Origin of the sequence: Jiulongibacter sediminis, assembly GCF_001306455.1 — a bacterium.
In the GTDB taxonomy this organism is placed as follows: Bacteria; Bacteroidota; Bacteroidia; order Cytophagales; family Spirosomataceae; genus Jiulongibacter; species Jiulongibacter sediminis.
On the sequence record NZ_LGTQ01000012.1, the window covers coordinates 251,914 to 270,600 of the forward strand.

Consider the following 18,687-nt stretch of genomic DNA (forward strand, 5'->3'; position numbering starts at 1 on the left):
GCATTTAGTTTTGAGACAGTAAATATCAAAACACATGAAACGCATACATCTGCTCTTCCTTTTTACCACCTTATTTATTGGTTTTCTTGTAAGCTTTAGGAATCAAAAGACTGAGGAGCCTGTGAAAGTAACTTACCCTGAGAGACCAATACGAATGTTGGATTACCACCGTATTTTTTACCCGGATTTAGTGCAAGAAGATGGTTGTTAACAAATAAGCAATAATCTCGGCCCTGTCAGCTCCCGGGGAGCCCGATGAACACAGGGAAGCACTGGGCTCTCTGGATTATCCGTTGCCAACCTCCAGAGGTGCCCAATTCCCAATTGAAAAGGCTTTACTCCCGGAGTCTTCTCATAATGAAGATCAAAAAAGTTTTCTGCAACAAAGTCATTGAAACCCTCCTCCGGCCCATCATATAGCCTCTCGAGTTGATTTCTAATCTCGGGAATCAGAATTTTTTGAATTGTACTTTCATTCGAAATAATCTCACTGGAATCCCCGAAATAGGTGCACAAAAACGTATCCGTCGCAATGGGCGAACGGTCTACATGCCAGGAGTACACATCTGTCGGGAAAAAGAAGTCGTCTTCTTCATAGTGATTGATCAGGTTTAGCACCGGATCAGCACCATAATCAGTTAGAAGTTGAAGATCTTTAAGAATGATTTCCCGGGCCATTTTCCCCTCAGGGCTTAGTGAAAGACTTCCCAATTCCCTAGCAGAGACAACGGTAATGTTATCCGTTTGATTAATTTTTTGAGCTATTTCCTCAAAATCTCCTCGAAGTTCCCTTCTCCAGCCTATAGCATTTACGTTCCCTGAGAAGGGTGTATCGATAAGCTTTTGAAAACTATTAACCTCAAGAAAATGACTTCCCGAAACCATCAAAAATCAACCTTGAAAACTTCTCAAATCCCAGACTTCATAACTCTTAACTTTCAAACTTCACAACTCCCAGACTATTTTGACATCGGGCTATCATCACAATCGAGGTCGCCAGTCACGTATTGAATTCCGTCAAGGAAAAACTCCATCAACTCAGGCTGGTCAAGACTTTGAATATTATGCGACATAGAGGAGTAAAATACACGGCCCTTACCGTGGCGTTTAATCCAGGCCAGATAGACAATATCGTCATGAGCCTGATCACGCTTACTTTCTATTTCCTTACTCTCCATATACAGTAAAGGCTTAAAGTTCAATTCACTGTAAGCATTTTTGAAGAAATACGGCTCATCAATATGTGTAAAACCATCTCCATGGAAAGCAGCCACCAAGGGGTGATTTTTATCAACTTCTTTCAAATGAATTTCCTGCTGCTTCGGATGATAATCAAAGCTTCCGCCTGTCATGCGGCTAAACTCCATCGAGTTATTTTGAACCGTAATGGCACCATGCATGATGAACAAACCTCCACCTTTAGCGATGTAATCCATGAAATTTTGCTGATAGACTTTGGCTTTAGCTTCGATCTCGGCTTCCGCAAGACTGGATCGTTGGTCCATTAAATCATAGAACAAATCCCTTTTGGGACCGGAGGGATTGCAATTATTGAAAATAACCGCATCGTATTGTTTAAGGTTTTTCTTTTCAAAACTATCCAGATCATGAGAGATGAAAACATCAAAGGCACCAGACTTTTTGGCCATGATCTTGAGCACTTCATCATTATTTGGTATACACCAGTGGTAAAATCCGGTATGCTGTGAGAAGACCAGAATTTTTCGTTTTGGGGCATCTACTTTGGCTTTTGCGGGAGCCAGCGACTCGATTTTTGAAAGCCAGTCTTTGGTTATTTTAACGGGTTCCAGGCTTTGGGCCTTCGCCCCAAATACAAAAAGAACCGACAGGAGGATCAGGGTATTTTTCTTCATTTCAATAGGTTTTCAGTAGGTCTGTTTACAGACAAACGCGGTTTAATCTTTCGCTAAGATAAACGGAATATAGAAATATCTTAAAACCTATTTTTGCAGGTTTTGATACTAAAAAGAAGATTTATGTGTTGCAGAATTGTTTGAGATAATATTAATTGTATTTTTGACACTTATTAATTAAATCTTTGACTAACAGTCACATAAAACTATTGAAATAATGGATATACAATTTAAAGAAACCATAAGCACCGAGGAGCAGCTTCGTGAGGTTTTGGGTTACCCTACTGAATTAGTTACCCGTAAAACCATTGACCATATTGACAGTATTTGTCAGAGCTTTATTGAGGAATCACCCTTCATAACCATTGCCACGTCTAATGCGGTTGGCCAAATGGACGTTTCGCCCAAAGGCGACCCACCGGGTTTTGTGAAAATATTGAATAACAAAATGTTGGCTATACCTGACCGGCCCGGAAACCGAAAAGCGGATACTTTCACCAACATTATTCAAAATCCCAATATTGGGCTAATTTTTCTGATCCCGGGTATCAAAGAAACCTTACGAATAAACGGTACAGCTCAAATTATCAGAGACGAGTCTATCTTAAAAAAGCTGGAGTGCGAGGGCAAGCCACCCACGTTTGCCATCATTGTACATGTAAAAGAGGCCTTTATGCACTGTGCCAAGTGTATGATCAGATCAAAACTATGGAGTACTGATAGCGAACCACAAGAGCGAACCATACCTACTCTGGCCCAAACTCTGGTAGATCATAGCCAAATGGAAATGGATATTCAGGAGCTGGATGAGGCCATCAAAAATGATGAAGAGACTAATTTGTATTAGGCTTTTTCCGTTGGAATAAAGGCTTTGAAAAGTTAAAAAATGTAATGCCCCCGAAAGGGGGATTACTTGTTCTATACTTTTGCTCCCTTTTTCCCTCTACTTGTTCCCTGTCAGCCGACAGGCAGGCTTTCTCCTCCGCAATCACTCGCTCCTCAAAGAATTCACCCACAGGGTCATTCACTTCTTAGAGATTTGACCGGATTCACCGTTGCAGCTTTGACCACTTTAAAAATGACCGAAACCACTGCCACCAGACCGGTAAGCAGTATAGCTGCCGTAAATATCCAGACATTAAGATCCACCCTGAATTGGAAGTCCTGAAGCCATTGATCACTAAACCACCAGGCCAGCGGCGAGGCCACCACAAAAGCAATCACAATGAGCGTAGTAAACTCTTTCCCGAAAATCCATAGAATTTGTGCCACACTGCTACCCAAAACTTTGCGAACTCCGATCTCCTTGGTCTTCCGCTCAACCATGAACGACACAAGCCCAAATAAGCCCATAGCTCCGATGAAAATAGCGATTCCGGTAAACACTTTGAGTAATGAAAGAAGACGCTCCTCACTTTCATAAAACTCCCGGATGGCGTCATCTACAAAGCCATAATCAAACACTTGGTCCGGATTTAACTCTGCCCATGTTTTTTCTATCTGACTTAAGCCCGCCTTGATATTTTGCGGGTTGACTTTTACCGCATAATTGAAAAACACATTATCAAATGACCCAATAACCACCGGTGATATCTCTTCATGCATTGAAGAATTATGAAAATCTTTCACAACGCCCACAACAGGTACCGCTTCATTACCGCTTACGGAAAGGTATTTACCAAGAATTTCATCGGGTGATGTGTAGTTTAGTTTGCTGAGCATGGTCTCATTGACAATGATTTCATTGAGCGTATCAGAATGCCGGATGTTTCTGCCGGCCAATAAAGTCACGCCAAATGTTTCCAGATAATTTTCATCCCCGGCTTTTACACTCACATGAAAGGCCTCCGGTTCATCCCTTTCTACCATTCGGATACCCGTACCCCAGCCAAAGCCCGATGCAGGTGGAGAGAAACAAACACTCACATTTTCAATGTCGGCTTGATTCAGCAATTGCTGCCTGAAACTACTACGGTCTGCCACATCATTATTGGTTCCGATGGGTACAATAAGGACTGCCTCACGGTCAAAACCTAAATCTGCGGTTTGATTAAAACGCATTTGCTTCAAAATCACCAACATCCCGATGATCAGAACCTGCGAAATAACAAACTGGACTATAATCAAGCCTTTCCGAAGGTTTAATCCTCCCACAGTAAGACCAGCCAGTTTTCCTTTTAAAGCTTTTACCGGGGCAAATCGTGCCAAGAGTAAACCAGGGTAAGAGCCCGAGAAGAGAGTAACGAGCCCAAATACAATGATGCAGAAAATCAGGAGATTTAAATTCAGCAAAGCATCTGTTTGTAATTCAATTTCGGCTAGTGTGTTTAGATATGGCAAAAAGAGCAGAGCTGTTAAAAAAGAAAGAATAACCGCCGTAAAAGAAATCAGTGAAGTCTCGGTCAAAAACTGCCAGAAAAGCTGAGCACGCCTACTCCCCAGCGACTTCCTCACTCCCACTTCTTTCAATCGGTTAAACACCTGAGCAGTAGCCAAATTGACGAAATTCAGACAAGCAGAAATGATCAAAAACAAACCGATGATTCCGAGCGTCCAAAGCGTCCGCTCGGGCATTGGCCCGTAGTATCGGGGGTCAAAATGCATTTCCTTCAAAGGCTGCAAAAAATAGGTATGCTTGTTGGTGCTCCCCGGACGATATTTATCAGGAAAAGGTAGCATCGCCTTCTCAACGTCTGCGGGATCAACCCCGGGTTTGAGCTTTACAAAACAAATCACTTCAGAGGTTATTCCACCCCAGGCATCAGGGTCAACGTACCACTCGTTATAATCTTTGACCGTAGGGTATGAAAGAAACACCTGAGATTCCTGAAAGGTATTGGAAGGCAGGTCTTTCAAGACAGCTGAAATGGTTGCCAAAAAAGAGTTATCTACCTTAAATGTGTTCCCTATTACGTCTGTAGTCCCAAATAGAAGATTAGCCATTTCCTCCGTAACAGCGGCCTTCCCAGGTTCCTCAAAGGTACTTGCTACGTCTCCGCTTAGAACCGGAAAATTGAAGATTTCAAAAAAAGAAGGATTGACATAACTAATTCCTTCCTCAAGCACGAGCTTTTGATTGTCCCCGTATGAAATCTGGGCATTTTGTTCATTGACCTGACGGGTGATTTGCTCCTCAAAATCAAACTGCTGACCCAGAACCAAACCCAAAGCCGGAGGTGCAGAAAATGAATACGAAACAGATTCTCTTTTTTGCTGGGTAACTACCCGATAGATCTGATCATCTTCTTCATGAAAATCATCAAAACTCAGATGAAAACTAATGAAAGCAAAAATCAGGATTGCCGAAGCCGTACTCAGCACCAAACCAAGCACATTAATTGCACCATAAGTCTTATTTCTCTTGAGACTTCTCCATGCGATTTTGATGTAGTTACGTATCATAGCTTTTTAATTTTATGAAGTTGAAGTTTAATGGTTAAAAGCCGAAGGAAGTTTACAGATATCTGACACTTTCAACTATTTACATTCAACCTTTAACCTTATTCACTCCTCAAACTTTCCACCGGGTTTCTTACAGCCACCCGGTATGATTGTGAGAAGACCATAGACAGGCTTAATAGAGCCATGGATAAAACTCCGGCTAATAATATTCCCGGCCCGAGGGTGATTCGCTCTGCAAAATCCTGAAGCCAGAGATTATTGATAAAATAGGCCAACGGAAGTGCGATGACCGCAGCCACAGCCAGCAGCTTCAAAAATCCTTTCGAGAGAATAAAAATGATTTGTTTCACTGAGGAACCAAGAACTAGTCTGATACCCATTTCTTTAACCCGACTTTCAGCATTATAGGCAGCCATTCCGAGCAACCCAAGGCATGAAATCAGGATAGCGAGGAGCGAAATAAAACCGATGACTGAGGTAATGTCTCTTAACATGCGATGCATGAAAAGCAATTGGTCATCCATCCATTTATATTCAAACTTAGAGTCTGGGTTTACGGATTTCCAGTCGGCCTCAAGGCTGGCAATAGCTTCTGAATTGTCAATTCCTGACGTTCGGATGGTGACATACTCAAAAGTCGACTTTCTGTTTCTCAGCATCAGATTTTCAGTATGCTGATTTGGAAGCAAATAGTGGAAGTCTTTCACAACACCGACAATCTGGACATTATCATCGTCAGCAAAGTTGATTCCCTGACCAATGGCCTGAGCCGGGCTGCCATAACCAGCATTTTTCACAAATTCCTCATTCACTAAAATCGAATGATCTGAAGGATTAAGAGGCAAACCTTCTCCTGCGAGAAGCGGAATTTTCCAAACTTCAAGAACAGCCTTATCAATATCAAAATAGCTGGTTTGTAAACTATCTCCCCGGGAATCCAGCATTTTGACCTGCCGGGCCATATGCCTGCCTTCTGCCGGAATCACTGAAGCTGCCGAGAATGAAGAAACATATTTATTCGAGGCAAGCTTTTGAGCAAAGCGGTCGTAATTATCCTCTTTAAGAATTTTGACATTCACCACATTGTCTTTATCAAAACCGTAATTGAAATTGAAGACGTGCTTGCTTTGTGCAAACAGCACATACACTGAAATAATGAAGACTAACGATACCACAAACTGTACCACCATTAGCCCCTTTCTTACACTCATTCTCTTCAAAAAACGAACCTGTCCGAATCCTTTGAAAATATGAATCGGGTTTAGAGCAGAAACATAAATGGCTGGTAGCAATCCCGCTACTAAACCAACCAAAAGGCTAAATATCAGGAATAGTCCGACTGTCCATACGTTCTGTGAAAGACTGATTTTGAGGAAGTTTTGATTTAGCCATAAATCAGTAAAGCTATTTTGGAGCAGGCACAAAAGGCCATAGGCCATCACCAATGAAACCAGAGCAAAACCAATCGCTTCAACAATAAACTGACCGAAAATCTGACGACGATTTGCACCTGAAACTTTACGAACACCTACCTCTTTTGCACGGCTTAAGGCCCGGGCCACCGAGAGGTTCGTATAATTCAAACAGGCGGAGAACATCACCACCAGACACAAAGCCGTCAAAACCCACAAAACCGGCATCGGCAGGGTGAGGCTGGTCATATTGCCAATAAAACCGGCTGATGGGGTAAGCTCACTTAATTCGGCAGCCTTAAATTGAAATTGATCCGAATTAGGGTCCGTATAGGTTGAACCCGAAATTTGATCTAAAGCCGATTGAAGATTTTCTTTCGACTGATTGGGCTTCATCAACACATAAGTGTAATTGGTCCAGACATTATTCCAGTCGCTTTCTGAATAGTTGAGTATGGAATCAGCGGCCAGAGATCTCATGGTGCTTTGAGAAGCCAGAAGCTCAAATGGTAGGTGCGTTTTTCCTTTAGGCGTCGCAAGTACCCCTTTAATTGTGAAAAGGCCGTAGGGTGTTTCACGGTTCCCCTCTTCTAGGCCGTTGGCCTGAAGCCCCCTTTCATTAAACTGAACGACCTTACCGATCGGATCCTCCCGAGGAAACAGATTATCGGCTATTTTCTGACTAATAATTATAGAATAGGGTTCCTTTAAAGCGGTGGCTTCATCACCTTCGGCTAAAGGAAAATCAAGTACTTTAAAGAAATCTTCGCCAGCGAAATAGCCTCCTCCTGAGGCATACTTTTCATTATACACTAAATCTCCACCAAAGTCTTTACTCAGGCCCACTGCAGCTTCAATACCATCAAACTCTCTTTTCAATTCGTCAGCCAGTGGTAAAGCCGAGCTTGCCGAGAGAAAGCCATGTCCATTGGTGGTGTGGACCCGGTAAATTCTGTCACGATTCTCATGGAAATCATCGTAGGCAAACTGGTCCTGAATCACGAGAATGATAAGCAAGCAAACCGACATACTCGCTGCCAGCCCGAACACATTGATAAAGGAGAAAGACCGGTTCCTAGTCATGTTTCTCCAGGCGATTTTGATGTAATTCTTGATCATAGCTTTTTCTTATTAATCGGAACACGGAGGATGGAACAAGGAACACGGACTATTTTTCCAATTTCCCGATTCTCCTTTCTCCTTTCTCCTTTTAAAAACTAAACATGAAAATTCTCCGTAACAATCTTACCATCAAACAGATTGATGATTCGATGGGCGAAGCCGGCGTCGTAAGGTGAGTGAGTCACCATGGCGATGGTAGTGCCCTCATTATTCAGTTCTTGCAACAGCTTCATCACGTCTTCGCCGTTCGCTGAATCCAGGTTACCTGTTGGCTCATCAGCTAGAATAAGTTTAGGCTTGGCCACCACAGCACGAGCTATGGCCACACGCTGCTGCTGCCCGCCTGAAAGCTGCTGCGGAAAGTGATTTCTACGGTGCATCATGTTCATCCGTTCCAAAGCCGCTTCCACTTTTTCTTTACGCTCGGCAGCCGGGGTTTTCAGATAAAGCAGAGGTAATTCCACATTCTCGAAAACCGTCAACTCATCGATCAGGTTAAAACTTTGAAAAACGAAACCAATGTTTCCTTTTCGGTGCTGAGCTCGCTGACGCTCCGACATATTGGCGACCTCGGTTCCATAAAAATCATAGCTCCCTTCAGACGGATTATCCAGCAAACCGAGGATATTCAATAAGGTCGATTTACCGCAACCTGAAGGCCCCATAATGGCCACAAATTCGCCATCTTTAATAGCTAGATCAATACCATTTAAGGCCGTGGTTTCTACTTCATCGGTGGTGAAGACTTTTTGTAAATTGCTTACTTTAATCATTACTTATTTTGTTAAAGGTTACAGGTTAAAAGTAAAACGTGATCTTTATCTTTATTTCTGCAACCAACTTTAATACAACTTTCTATGTCTAAAATTTCTTCTTTCGAGGACTTACACATCTGGCAAGAATCTATGTCCATCGCAACTGAACTTTATACTGAATTCAAAGACTGTAAAGACTTTGCCTATCGCGACCAAATCTTAAGAGCCAGTTTATCAGTACCTCTCAATATTGCTGAAGGCTTTGAGAGAAATAATAACAAAGACTTCTACAATTTTCTGCGTTATGCTAAAGGCTCGGCAGGTGAGGTTCGAACTCAAATCATCTTCGCCAAAGGTGTTAAACTTATGAAAGAGCAAAAGGCTGATGGATACATATCACTTCTGAAAACTCTTTCGAAACAAATTCAGACCTTAATGAGCAGTATCAACGGTAGACTTGGTCGATAAGCCCCCCACCTTTAACCTTTGACTTTTAACCTTTAACTTTTGAGCCTTAACCCTACTTCAACTCCAATACCTCCTTATCCCCGAAATTTGAATATGAACTGGTAACGACTTTGTCGCCTGGCTGAAGGCCATCCAAGACCTCATAATACTGCGGGTTTCTTCTTCCCAGCGTTATGTTTCTCTTGGCAGCACGGCTACCTCCTTCTTCGACCACATATACCCAGTTGCCACCGGTGTCTGAGAAAAAGCCACCTACCGGAAGCAGAATAGCTTTCTCAGATTCACCGAGCTCTAATCTAATAGGGGAAGACTGTCCACGTCTGATACCATCAGGTGTTTGAGCATTGAAAACTAAATCCACCGCAAAACGTCCGTTAATCACCTCGGGGTACACTTTAATAATTTCCATCTCATAGGTTGTCCCACTAAAATCGAAAGTGGCTTTCAGACCAGGGAAAACCCTAGAGATATAATGCTCGTCAATATCAGCTCTGAGCTTAAAACCATCCATATCGTCAATCTGACCAATGTTTTGACCCTGATTGATATTTGAACCGATCTCTACATCAATTGACGAAAGAAGACCTGAAACCGGGGCTTTCACCACAAGGTTTTGAATGGTCTGACGCCACAGTTCAACATTCTGCTCAGTTCTAGCAAGTGTACCTTCCAGTTGTTTGATCTGTATTTCGGCATTTTCCTGCTGGTATTTTTGAGACTCAATCTCAATTTCACGCTGACGCATCAATCGCTCATATTCGCGTTTGGTGTTTTGATATTCCATATCAGAAACCACATTATCTTTTCTGAGTTTCTCGTTACGGTCAAATGCATCTTTCGCCTGAGCAATTTGAAAATCTAGGTCGCTCAATGTCTTCTGGAGATTGAAACGCTCCACTTTCAGTCGCTGGCGAGTGTTTTGAAGCTCATTTACCAATCGACTTGCTTCGGTTTCAGACTGTAAAAAATTCAATTTGAGCTGCTGGTTTTCGAGGCGAAGAATTATTTCTCCTTCATCTACCATGTTTCCACCCTCTACCAGTTTTTGAGTTACATAACCACCTACAATGGCATCCAGTTGTATCGTTTTTAAGGGTTGAACAACCCCTTGAACAATGATAAATTCGTCATAAACGCCCTCTTTCACTTCAGAGATTGTGATCTTATCTGTTTCCACATTCAGCTTTGACCGTTTGTCTGCAAAAGCCAGCTGATATATGACAAAAGTGGCCAGCAAGACGCCCAGGGCTATATAAGCTATGCGTTTGGTGTTCCAGTATTTCTTCTCAATTTTTCTGTCCATTCCTATTTTAATCGTTACGTTGGCCGCTGTGCCAAACTTCAAATCTGATTTTGCCAAGTCTGTGCCAAAATATATAAGCACCTCATTATCTGTAACTTATTATTTTTTAAGGAAATTATTTGTGTTCAATAACGGACACTCAGAGTTGCTTCCGAACAGTGCAAAAAAAAGCGGAAGAAAACATTCATTCTCTTCCGCCTCAAACAATTAAAAAAACTGAGATTATCTTTTTTTCAACTCTTCTATCACCTTATTCAAAACTCCTTCAATTTCTTCAAGTAACCCTTCCAGCTGTTCTGATTTACCATAATTAACCGCATTCTTCTCAACATCCCTAATAATATTGGTCAAAGAGTGAATGGCCATATTATCCAGTGAAGGTTTGATTTTATGAGCAAGTTTACCTAACCGAACAAAATCACCAACTCTATACGCCTCCTTCATCTCTTTCATGTTTTGCTGAGAAAGGTTGACAAACATATCGGCCATCCTTTTGACAAAAGCCTCATCTCCTATGGATTGAAGGTTTTCAAGACTAAAGAGTTGATCGGAAGCAATAGAGCGTCCATGGCTTTCTTCTGTAATTTCTTTAGAAGGTGATTCAATAAGGTCGCAAATGACTTCCAGAAGGCTTTCTTCCTGAAAAGGCTTCAAGACATAATCATTCATTCCAGCTTCTCTAAACTTCACCTCTTCGCCTTTCAAAGCAAGAGCCGTAAGGGCAATTACCGGAAGCGTTTTACTTATTTCAGAACGGATGAGGCGGGTAGCTTCCAAGCCATCCATGTTTGGCATTTGAACATCCATGAGCACAAGATCTGGCTGATGGGTTCTTATCATTTCAATACATTCCAACCCATCGTTAGCCTCAAGTACGTTAACGTTATAGTTCTTCAAAATCGTAGAAGCCACCAGGCGGTTCATCTCGTTATCATCGGTGACCAGGATGGTCTTATTGTCCAGTAAAGAAGAGTCAAAATCTTTCTTCTCTTTTCGGGGAAGATCACTCTCAGATCCTTTGGTCATCGGAATTCTGAAATAAACCATTGTCCCTTTCCCCTTTTCACTTTCAACTCCAATTTCTCCCCCCATCAGTTCTACTAACTCTTTGCAGATACTCATCCCAAGACCCGTTCCTCCGAATTTACGGGTCACGCTGTCATCTTCCTGCTTGAACTTCTGGAAGATCCGGTCTTTGAACGCCGGATCCATTCCGATTCCTGTATCTATCACCCGCCCTTCAACTATTTGGGTTGAGTCATTATCTTCAGTGACATGACATTGTACGTCTATTCCACCTTTATGAGTGAATTTGATCGCATTAGAAATCAGATTTAAAAAGATTTGGTTTATTCGGTAAGGATCACCAATCAGAATCGGAGCAAGCCTGAGATCACAGTAAGAGTTAATAAAATAAAGTCCTTTCTCTTCAGCCCGATACATCATAGACTGCATGACGCTTCCAATCACTTTTGATGGCTCAAAACCGATTTGCTCAATCGTAAGCTCACCGGCTTCAATTTTAGACAAATCCAGAATATCGTTGATAATAACCAAAAGGTTATCGGCAGAGGAACCGATGGTATTGGTGTAAAACTCCTGATTTTCATTCAAAGCCGTTTTCTTCAACTGGTTTGCCATACCTACGATCGCATTCATAGGCGTACGCATCTCATGACTCATGTTAGCCAGGAATATCTCTTTCGCTTTGGTACTTGATTCTGCTATCTCTTTGGCTTCAATAAGTTCACGTTCCAGTTTTTTCTGTTCGCTGATGTCAATATGTGTCCCAATGATCCTCAACGGTCTGTCATTTTCATCAAACTCAATGACAACTCCTCTGTCAATCACCCATTGTATACTCCCATCTTTCTGGATAATTCGATATTCGCAATTATGTCTTTTCCTTTTCTTGTTTTTATATTCATTGTCCAGGTTGTCCAGAATGGCCAGATCATCAGGATGCACCCTACTCCACCAAAAACTTGCTTTATCATCTCCTATTTCACCCGGTTCAAACCCAAGAAACTTATCTCCCGGACTCAGAAATACGGTTTCATCACTTACGAAATCATGCTCCCAATAATTATCACCTACGTTATTCAGGGCAATTTTTAGTTTTTCATCGTACTCTTTAAGGCGGGTTTGTGTCTCTTTCTCCTGAGTAATGTCTTCCAGCATGAAGAAATAATTTTCAGCACCGGCAAGATTCTGGCCCTTGGCCCGAACCCAGAAACTGCTCCCATCTTTGCGGTATAAAATTATTTCAGTACTTATACTGGCACCTTCATGAAAATACTTCAGAAGACTTAATAATTCTTCCTGATTAGTCTTAGGACCAATGAACATTTCGAGAGGAATTCCTTCAAGAATTTCGGTCTCGGAGTATCCTGTCATTCTTTTGAATCCTTCGTTACACCAAACGATTCGTTCATTATTGTTTACAAAGACCACCCCATTTTCATTGGCACTGGCTACAAGGCTAAGCCTTTCCTTTTCTTCCAGGATATGTTTTCGCTCGGTAATATCCCGAATGAACGAACAAAAGAACATGTCTTCACCCTGACCAATAGGTAGGATGTAAAGCTCTATTGAGATTTCATGACCATCTTTATGTAATGCCGGAAGCTCAATTTGCTTGTTCAACACAGGGCCATGACCTGAAGAAATAAAGTTCTCCATTCCTTTCCTGTGGCCTTCATGATGTACTCTAGGTATAATAAGCTGATGCAAAGGTTTTCCTACTGCTTCTTCAACAGACCACCCGAATATTTTCTCCGCCTGCGGATTCCAGAAATTAACCAGACTCTTCTTGTCTATGGTAATGATGGCATCCAAAGCCGCATTCATAATGAGCCTGTTTTTTCGCTCATTTTCGGCTATGGCAAGCTCCTTTTTTCGATTCTCTGTAATCTCGGTATAACTCCAGAGATGGCCATCGTAAATATTCTCTAAATAGACAGGGATATAATCAAGGAGAAAAGATCGGCCATCCGCCAGTTCAAAATTTTCAGCAAGAATAAGCTCCTTGCTTTCTACACATTTTTCTACGTGAGCCGCAAAAGACTCCGGATCTTTGAAAAAATGTTTGACATCCTGAGCAGTATTGCTACAGTCCTGCCCTTGAATCAAATCCGGAGAGGGGATTTTAAAAATGTCGCAGAAATTCTGATTTGAAAAACGAATTATCCGGTTTCTGTCTTCAAGCAGAATCCCGTTTTTAAGATTAGTGATTAGGGATGTTAAGACACTTTCAGCACTCTTTCTGTTCTTAATTTCTTCGTTTATCAGATTAGCAAGACCTACAATGTCTTGATCAATGACGTCAACTTTTACCTCACTTATTTCATTTACCGCATCTACTAAAGACTTGATAGAAAGTTCTTTTTTATCAAGCTCCCGGCTTAACCTGACATTGACCTCCTGATATTCATTTTCGCTAATTTCAAAGGCTCTGTCAGCCATATTCCTCGCTTTCTCCAGGGAGTCATAGGTATTACTGACATCCTGAAGGAACTTCGTTATGTCTTCCTGTGTAAGACTTTCAGGGCCATTGGGCCATAGTTTCTGGATTTGCCTTTGAAGCAGGCTATTGTAACTCATAGAATGTGGTGATTGTCATGGTCTGATTGTGAAGCTGACAGTCTCCTCCTTCATTAAACGGAGAAATTTCACCATACGCGTAAAAACCTAAAACAGGAACATTCGTACCTAAGGTCTGTCTTACAGCTTCAATCTCATCTTCTACACGAGGGCCCAGAACGAGCTTTCTACCTACACAGCTCACCAGCAAAGCAAACGAATCATCTGGCAGACCATCCTTAGCGGAAAGTACGGCTGCGTTAGAGGCCGCTATTCTCAAGCGATCAAAATTAGCCCGCATGAGCCGGACACTGGATCCTTCAGGTACATCTCCGGCAAAAACCATGCTCTTTTCTTCTTCATTGACAGAGAGTATAGTTCTTACCACAGGCTTGTCCAGACCCGGTATAATCACTGAAAGTGGATACAAAAGAGCGGCTCCGGGCAGCTCTTTTGCCTCATCGCCTAAATACTTTTTATAAAGGTCTAAGGCATTTTCACCATCTATCTCATACAAAACATTGGCTTCAGCTTTTGTAATTTTTCGTTCAAGTCCGAAGTTATCCCAACCTCCCTGTGAACCATGAGCCACCTTGAGCTTGTCTCCGTAGAAGCCCAAAACCAGAATTTTCCCTTCCTCAGGTGACGCATTCAGACCTACCAAAGTAGATTCAAAATCATAGCCATCTCCTGCCAAGCCTCCGGTTACAAGAACCTCAGCCGTTGAAAGCCCTTTTACCAATTCGCTTCCATTGACCTGAGAGCCATCAGAAAAAACCATAATGTATTGAAGACCGTCTGAAGGCAGCTCATTGGCAAGAAACTGTCCTGCAGAAAAACTGCTGTCATGATCCGCAATTGAAGTACTTACACTTCTTATTTCTGTCGAATCAAACTGAATAGCCGCAGCAACAAGAGAATTATCATAGACTGCCGATTGTAAAATTTCTCCCGACGTGCTACAAATACTTATTTCGGCCTTTGGGAATTTCTCACGGAGGGAGTCATAGACCTTGTTTTGAGCAATTTGTTCTTTACCACCAAAACAAAGGACGAGATCAGCTTCCTGACCATCCATATCTTTAGAACCCCGGGTTTGCCAGCTTCCGCCTGAATATTTATATTGAGTTGACTTCATTTAAGAATGAATATATTTTCACAATTGGTGCTAAAACCAAAACTATTCCAACAAAACCAACCAACTTAAAACAAATGAGTTACGCCGGACCCCACGAATCTCAAATTCCACAAAACGGAAAAACATTCCAAAAAATGGAATCACGAAATTTCCCCGTCTTTCATCATTTTGTAAATGGTACTCTTTCCAATATCAAGGTCAGCAGCCGTTTTTAAGACATCGCCCTCATTCTTTTCAAGGTAGTATTGGATGATATCACAGGTATGTTCACGCAAGGTTTTATTCCCCCTTACGAACAGCTTCTCCTTTTGAGAAGAGAGATAAGTAATATCTGACTCTTGAATAAGATGATCAGAGCAAATGACTGCCGCCAAGTCTACCGTAGCTTTAAGTTCTCTCACATTTCCGGGAAAGCTGTAATTCATCAGCTTTTTAGCCGCACCGTCAGAAATGCGTATTTGTTTGGTTTTATTTTCTTTGACAAATCCCTCCAGGAAGTGATTAGTCAGAATCAACACATCGCCGCCCCTTTCTCTCAAAGGAGGCAGGTTGATTGGCATACCAATTAAACGGAAATACAGATCCTCCCTGAAATTACCTTGTCGTACTTCTTCTTTAAGGTCTTTATGGGTTGCCGTAATTATTCGAATATCTAAAGGGACTACCTCACTACCTCCCACTCGCACAACCTCGCGTTCCTGCAAAACCCGAAGAAGTTTACTTTGAAGATTAAGATCCAGTTCAGCGATTTCATCCAAAAATATAGTTCCACCATTGGCTTCTTCAAACTTTCCGATTTTACGACCGACCGCCCCGGTAAAAGCTCCTTTTTCATGTCCGAAAAGCTCACTTTCAATCAGCTCCTTGGGAATTGCCCCCATGTTCACCGGAATAAACTTCTTACGCCTACGGCTGCCATTAAAGTGAATTGCTTTGGCCACCAACTCCTTTCCGGTACCGGTTTCACCAGTAATAGAGACATTTATGTTGGTCTCAATGGCCTTATTCATCAAAGCAAAAACTTTCTTTAACGCCGGGCTTTGACCAATAAGCGATTTTTCAAACGAATACTTTTGACCCAACTCTTCTCTCAGGGTCTCTACTTCTTCTTTCAGACTTAGATTCTCCCTGATTCTCAGGATACTATTCCAGAGAAAATCTTTGGTATTTTCATCCTTAACAAGATAGTCTGCAACACCCATCTTCATCATCCCTACGGCCACCTTAATATCTTCCTGTGAACTAATCACAATCATTGGCACCTTGGCATCAACCTTTCGGATAGCTTTGTACAGGTCATCTCCTGTCATGTCAGGAAGAGAAAAGTCAATGGTAATCAAATCAGGTCGTTGGTGCAAAGAAGAAAGGCACTCCTTACCAGTCTCAAAGATGATCACCTCATAATCGGGATTGAGACTTAAATGGTATGAAAGCACCTCCCGGTACCAGGGGTCATCTTCTACGACAAAAATTTTGAATGAATTCATTGGGCAGACTTTAGAATAGTTCATCAAATATACGAATTTCCAGATAATACACACTATCTCAATTATGGAATTTGTCCATTTTTTGGAATATATTTTATTGCCAAAAAATCATCAACCCCTTATTATAAGATACTTAACCCTGTGGCACATACTTTGAAATCCAATTGGCACAAGATAAAACGTAATTATAAATGAATACTAATAACACCGCCCTTGGGGGAAGCCCTGCCTATCATTACGCCATGGTTGTTCCTTGTTATAACGAGGAAACGCGGTTTCCGGCAACTGATTTCGGGAGATTTCTCGATGCAAACTCAAACACTCTTTTATGCCTCGTCAACGATGGCAGTAAGGATAAGACTCTCGAAGCCTTAAAGCACTTCCAGTCGCTTTACCCATCAAAGGTTGAAGTTCTTAATCTGCAAAAAAATAGTGGCAAATCGGAAGCCGTAAGAAGTGGAATCAATCACATCTTCAACAATTTCAGAAATATTGGCCTGATTGGTTTTTTGGATGCCGACCTGGCCACCAAACCAGAGGAGTGGGTTCTGATGGCCAACTATCTTGACGAACATAGCCGCTATGGAGCCATAGTAGGCAGCAGAATCCCAAGACTTGGAGCTGATATTGAAAGAAAAGATAACCGCTCTGTTCTCAGCAATATAGTTAAGACTTTTATCCGACTGATTCTCAGAACGAATTTTCAGGACACCCAGTGCGGAGCGAAAATTTTCCATCGTAGCCTTGTTCCTTCTCTGTTCGGGTCAAACTTTAATACCCCATGGCTTTTTGATGTTGAGATTTTTATGCGGCTAAAGAAAAAATTTGGCGGCAACAGCCTTAGAAAAGGAGTCCTCGAATATCCACTCCTCTACTGGTCAGAAATTGGCGATTCCAAATTGAAGCTAAAAGACTCTGTCAGAATCCCTTTGCAATTACTGATGATGTATTTCCAGTACAACTGGTCAGACAAATTCAAAACGAAATCAGGCTACAGCATTTTTGACAAAAAGCATGGTCTCATGCTTAAAAACTACAATTAAGAATTAACGATACTATCAAGATGAACAAGAATCACTACGTCGCTATAATGGCTGGTGGAGTTGGAAGCAGATTCTGGCCTGTCAGCAAAAGCACCTACCCTAAGCAGTTTCTGGATATTTTAAATACCGGAAGATCATTTCTTCAGGCTACTTATGACCGTTTTGCCAAATTCACACCAGTAGAAAACATCTACATTGTTACCTCTGAAGAATATGTCTCATTGGTAGAAAGTCAGTTACCACAACTGGCAAAAGGCAATATCCTGGGCGAGCCGGAGCGAAAAAATACGGCACCTTGCATTGCTTACGTGTCGCATAAAGTTCATGCTGAAAATCCGGAGGCCAATATGATCATTGCTCCCAGTGATCACTTGATCAAAAACGAGGAAGCTTTTGAAAAAAATTGTCTTCAGGCTCTGAGTTATACTGACCAAGGCGACTCGTTCGTCACTTTCGGGATCAAACCTTCTTATGCCAATACCGGCTACGGTTACATCGAAACTCGGGAAGCCAACGGAGAAAATATTTCAAAGGTTAATCGATTTACCGAAAAGCCTGATCTGGAAACGGCTATCTCCTTTGTAAAGAAGAACAACTACTTCTGGAACTCCGGCATATTCGTTTGGAAAACAGAAAGCATCATTTCTGCTTTTGCCGAGCATAACCCTTCCATAAATTCTCTATTTGAGAGCATTCAAGAGACATATAATACAGATCAGGAAAATACTGCTCTGAAAGAAATCTATTGCCAATGCGAATCCATCTCAATTGACTACGCCATTCTGGAGAAGGCAAATAACGTCTTTATGATTGAGGCCGAATTTGACTGGAGCGATTTGGGAACGTGGAATAGTGCCTGGGAAAACTTCACAAAGAATGAGCAAAAGAATGCGGTTAGCGGTAAAGAGACGGTTGTTCTGGACAGCCATAACTGCATTGTCCACTCTAATGACAAGAAGCTGGTACTTGTTGGCGGAGTTGATAACCTCATTGTGGTCAATACTCCTGAGGCTCTGCTGATCTGCAGCAAAGACAAAGAGCAGGACATCAAAAGCTATATCAATCAGATTAAGGGAACTGTATCAGAAACGTATTTCTAAT

14 protein-coding genes are annotated in these 18,687 nt (G+C 41.8%); 5 read left to right on the top strand and 9 right to left on the bottom strand.

All coding sequences use genetic code 11. The annotated features are described in order from the left end of the window. The first annotated feature begins 34 nt into the window (after positions 1 to 34). The gene (locus AFM12_RS19745; protein WP_157687441.1) at positions 35 to 211 is read left to right on the top strand and encodes a hypothetical protein; all 177 of its coding nucleotides are present in this window, start codon (positions 35 to 37) and stop codon (positions 209 to 211) included. On the opposite strand, the gene AFM12_RS16055 is transcribed toward AFM12_RS19745, so the two are convergent. Beyond that, a complete protein-coding gene (locus AFM12_RS16055) occupies positions 208 to 885 on the bottom strand; it encodes a hypothetical protein (RefSeq protein WP_055150175.1) in 678 nt (225 codons plus the stop codon). The genes AFM12_RS19745 and AFM12_RS16055 overlap by 4 nt on opposite strands. Before the next feature lie 74 nt (positions 886 to 959). Then, complete coding sequence (locus AFM12_RS16060; RefSeq protein WP_055150177.1) at positions 960 to 1,874, bottom strand: ThuA domain-containing protein; 915 nt, start codon at positions 1,872 to 1,874, stop codon at positions 960 to 962. 217 nt (positions 1,875 to 2,091) lie between these two features. Between AFM12_RS16060 and AFM12_RS16065 the strand changes: the two genes are divergently transcribed. Further along, the gene (locus AFM12_RS16065) at positions 2,092 to 2,721 is read left to right on the top strand and encodes a pyridoxamine 5'-phosphate oxidase family protein (RefSeq protein WP_055150179.1); all 630 of its coding nucleotides are present in this window, start codon (positions 2,092 to 2,094) and stop codon (positions 2,719 to 2,721) included. 173 nt (positions 2,722 to 2,894) lie between these two features. On the opposite strand, the gene AFM12_RS16075 is transcribed toward AFM12_RS16065, so the two are convergent. The 3 genes from AFM12_RS16075 to AFM12_RS16085 all read right to left on the bottom strand — a co-directional run bounded on the left by AFM12_RS16075 (position 2,895) and on the right by AFM12_RS16085 (position 8,583). Then, entirely contained in the window at positions 2,895 to 5,276 is a 2,382-nt protein-coding gene (locus AFM12_RS16075) for an ABC transporter permease (RefSeq protein WP_055150183.1), read from the bottom strand. Between the two features lie 98 nt (positions 5,277 to 5,374). Next, positions 5,375 to 7,807 carry an ABC transporter permease gene (locus AFM12_RS16080; RefSeq protein WP_055150186.1) on the bottom strand — a complete coding sequence of 811 codons (2,433 nt, stop codon included), beginning with the start codon at positions 7,805 to 7,807 and terminating at the stop codon, positions 5,375 to 5,377. Positions 7,808 to 7,905: 98 nt separating this feature from the next. Further along, complete coding sequence (locus AFM12_RS16085; protein WP_055150189.1) at positions 7,906 to 8,583, bottom strand: ABC transporter ATP-binding protein; 678 nt, start codon at positions 8,581 to 8,583, stop codon at positions 7,906 to 7,908. An 84-nt stretch (positions 8,584 to 8,667) separates the two neighbouring features. Here AFM12_RS16085 and AFM12_RS16090 point away from each other — a divergent pair, with 84 nt between their 5' ends. Beyond that, positions 8,668 to 9,033, top strand: a complete 366-nt coding sequence (locus AFM12_RS16090) for a four helix bundle protein (RefSeq protein ID WP_082391382.1) — start codon at positions 8,668 to 8,670, stop codon at positions 9,031 to 9,033. Between the two features lie 52 nt (positions 9,034 to 9,085). Here AFM12_RS16090 and AFM12_RS16095 read toward each other — a convergent pair whose 3' ends face one another. The 4 genes from AFM12_RS16095 to AFM12_RS16110 form a co-directional block, all read right to left on the bottom strand. Beyond that, the gene (locus AFM12_RS16095) at positions 9,086 to 10,336 is read right to left on the bottom strand and encodes an efflux RND transporter periplasmic adaptor subunit (RefSeq protein WP_055150383.1); all 1,251 of its coding nucleotides are present in this window, start codon (positions 10,334 to 10,336) and stop codon (positions 9,086 to 9,088) included. Between the two features lie 222 nt (positions 10,337 to 10,558). Continuing rightward, positions 10,559 to 13,939 (bottom strand): PAS domain-containing hybrid sensor histidine kinase/response regulator, encoded by a 3,381-nt coding sequence (locus tag AFM12_RS16100; protein WP_055150192.1) that lies wholly within the window; start codon positions 13,937 to 13,939, stop codon positions 10,559 to 10,561. Continuing rightward, positions 13,926 to 15,056: an FIST signal transduction protein gene (locus AFM12_RS16105; protein WP_055150195.1), complete on the bottom strand. Its 1,131-nt coding sequence runs from the start codon at positions 15,054 to 15,056 to the stop codon at positions 13,926 to 13,928. The genes AFM12_RS16100 and AFM12_RS16105 overlap by 14 nt, the downstream gene beginning before the upstream one ends. A gap of 140 nt (positions 15,057 to 15,196) precedes the next feature. Then, positions 15,197 to 16,543, bottom strand: a complete 1,347-nt coding sequence (locus AFM12_RS16110; RefSeq protein WP_055150197.1) for a sigma-54-dependent transcriptional regulator — start codon at positions 16,541 to 16,543, stop codon at positions 15,197 to 15,199. 191 nt (positions 16,544 to 16,734) lie between these two features. Between AFM12_RS16110 and AFM12_RS16115 the strand changes: the two genes are divergently transcribed. Next, positions 16,735 to 17,586, top strand: coding sequence for a glycosyltransferase (locus AFM12_RS16115; RefSeq protein ID WP_055150199.1), 852 nt, complete (start codon positions 16,735 to 16,737; stop codon positions 17,584 to 17,586). 20 nt (positions 17,587 to 17,606) lie between these two features. Beyond that, the gene (locus AFM12_RS16120; RefSeq protein WP_055150202.1) at positions 17,607 to 18,686 is read left to right on the top strand and encodes a mannose-1-phosphate guanylyltransferase; all 1,080 of its coding nucleotides are present in this window, start codon (positions 17,607 to 17,609) and stop codon (positions 18,684 to 18,686) included. Position 18,687: the final 1 nt, after the last annotated feature.

Coding starts and splice junctions, on each gene's coding strand:
- AFM12_RS19745 (WP_157687441.1), top strand. CDS start 35: ATGAAACGCATACATCTGCTCTTCCTTTTTACCACCTTATTTATTGGT.
- AFM12_RS16055 (WP_055150175.1), bottom strand. CDS start 885: ATGGTTTCGGGAAGTCATTTTCTTGAGGTTAATAGTTTTCAAAAGCTT.
- AFM12_RS16060 (WP_055150177.1), bottom strand. CDS start 1,874: ATGAAGAAAAATACCCTGATCCTCCTGTCGGTTCTTTTTGTATTTGGG.
- AFM12_RS16065 (WP_055150179.1), top strand. CDS start 2,092: ATGGATATACAATTTAAAGAAACCATAAGCACCGAGGAGCAGCTTCGT.
- AFM12_RS16075 (WP_055150183.1), bottom strand. CDS start 5,276: ATGATACGTAACTACATCAAAATCGCATGGAGAAGTCTCAAGAGAAAT.
- AFM12_RS16080 (WP_055150186.1), bottom strand. CDS start 7,807: ATGATCAAGAATTACATCAAAATCGCCTGGAGAAACATGACTAGGAAC.
- AFM12_RS16085 (WP_055150189.1), bottom strand. CDS start 8,583: ATGATTAAAGTAAGCAATTTACAAAAAGTCTTCACCACCGATGAAGTA.
- AFM12_RS16090 (WP_082391382.1), top strand. CDS start 8,668: ATGTCTAAAATTTCTTCTTTCGAGGACTTACACATCTGGCAAGAATCT.
- AFM12_RS16095 (WP_055150383.1), bottom strand. CDS start 10,336: ATGGACAGAAAAATTGAGAAGAAATACTGGAACACCAAACGCATAGCT.
- AFM12_RS16100 (WP_055150192.1), bottom strand. CDS start 13,939: ATGAGTTACAATAGCCTGCTTCAAAGGCAAATCCAGAAACTATGGCCC.
- AFM12_RS16105 (WP_055150195.1), bottom strand. CDS start 15,056: ATGAAGTCAACTCAATATAAATATTCAGGCGGAAGCTGGCAAACCCGG.
- AFM12_RS16110 (WP_055150197.1), bottom strand. CDS start 16,543: ATGAATTCATTCAAAATTTTTGTCGTAGAAGATGACCCCTGGTACCGG.
- AFM12_RS16115 (WP_055150199.1), top strand. CDS start 16,735: ATGAATACTAATAACACCGCCCTTGGGGGAAGCCCTGCCTATCATTAC.
- AFM12_RS16120 (WP_055150202.1), top strand. CDS start 17,607: ATGAACAAGAATCACTACGTCGCTATAATGGCTGGTGGAGTTGGAAGC.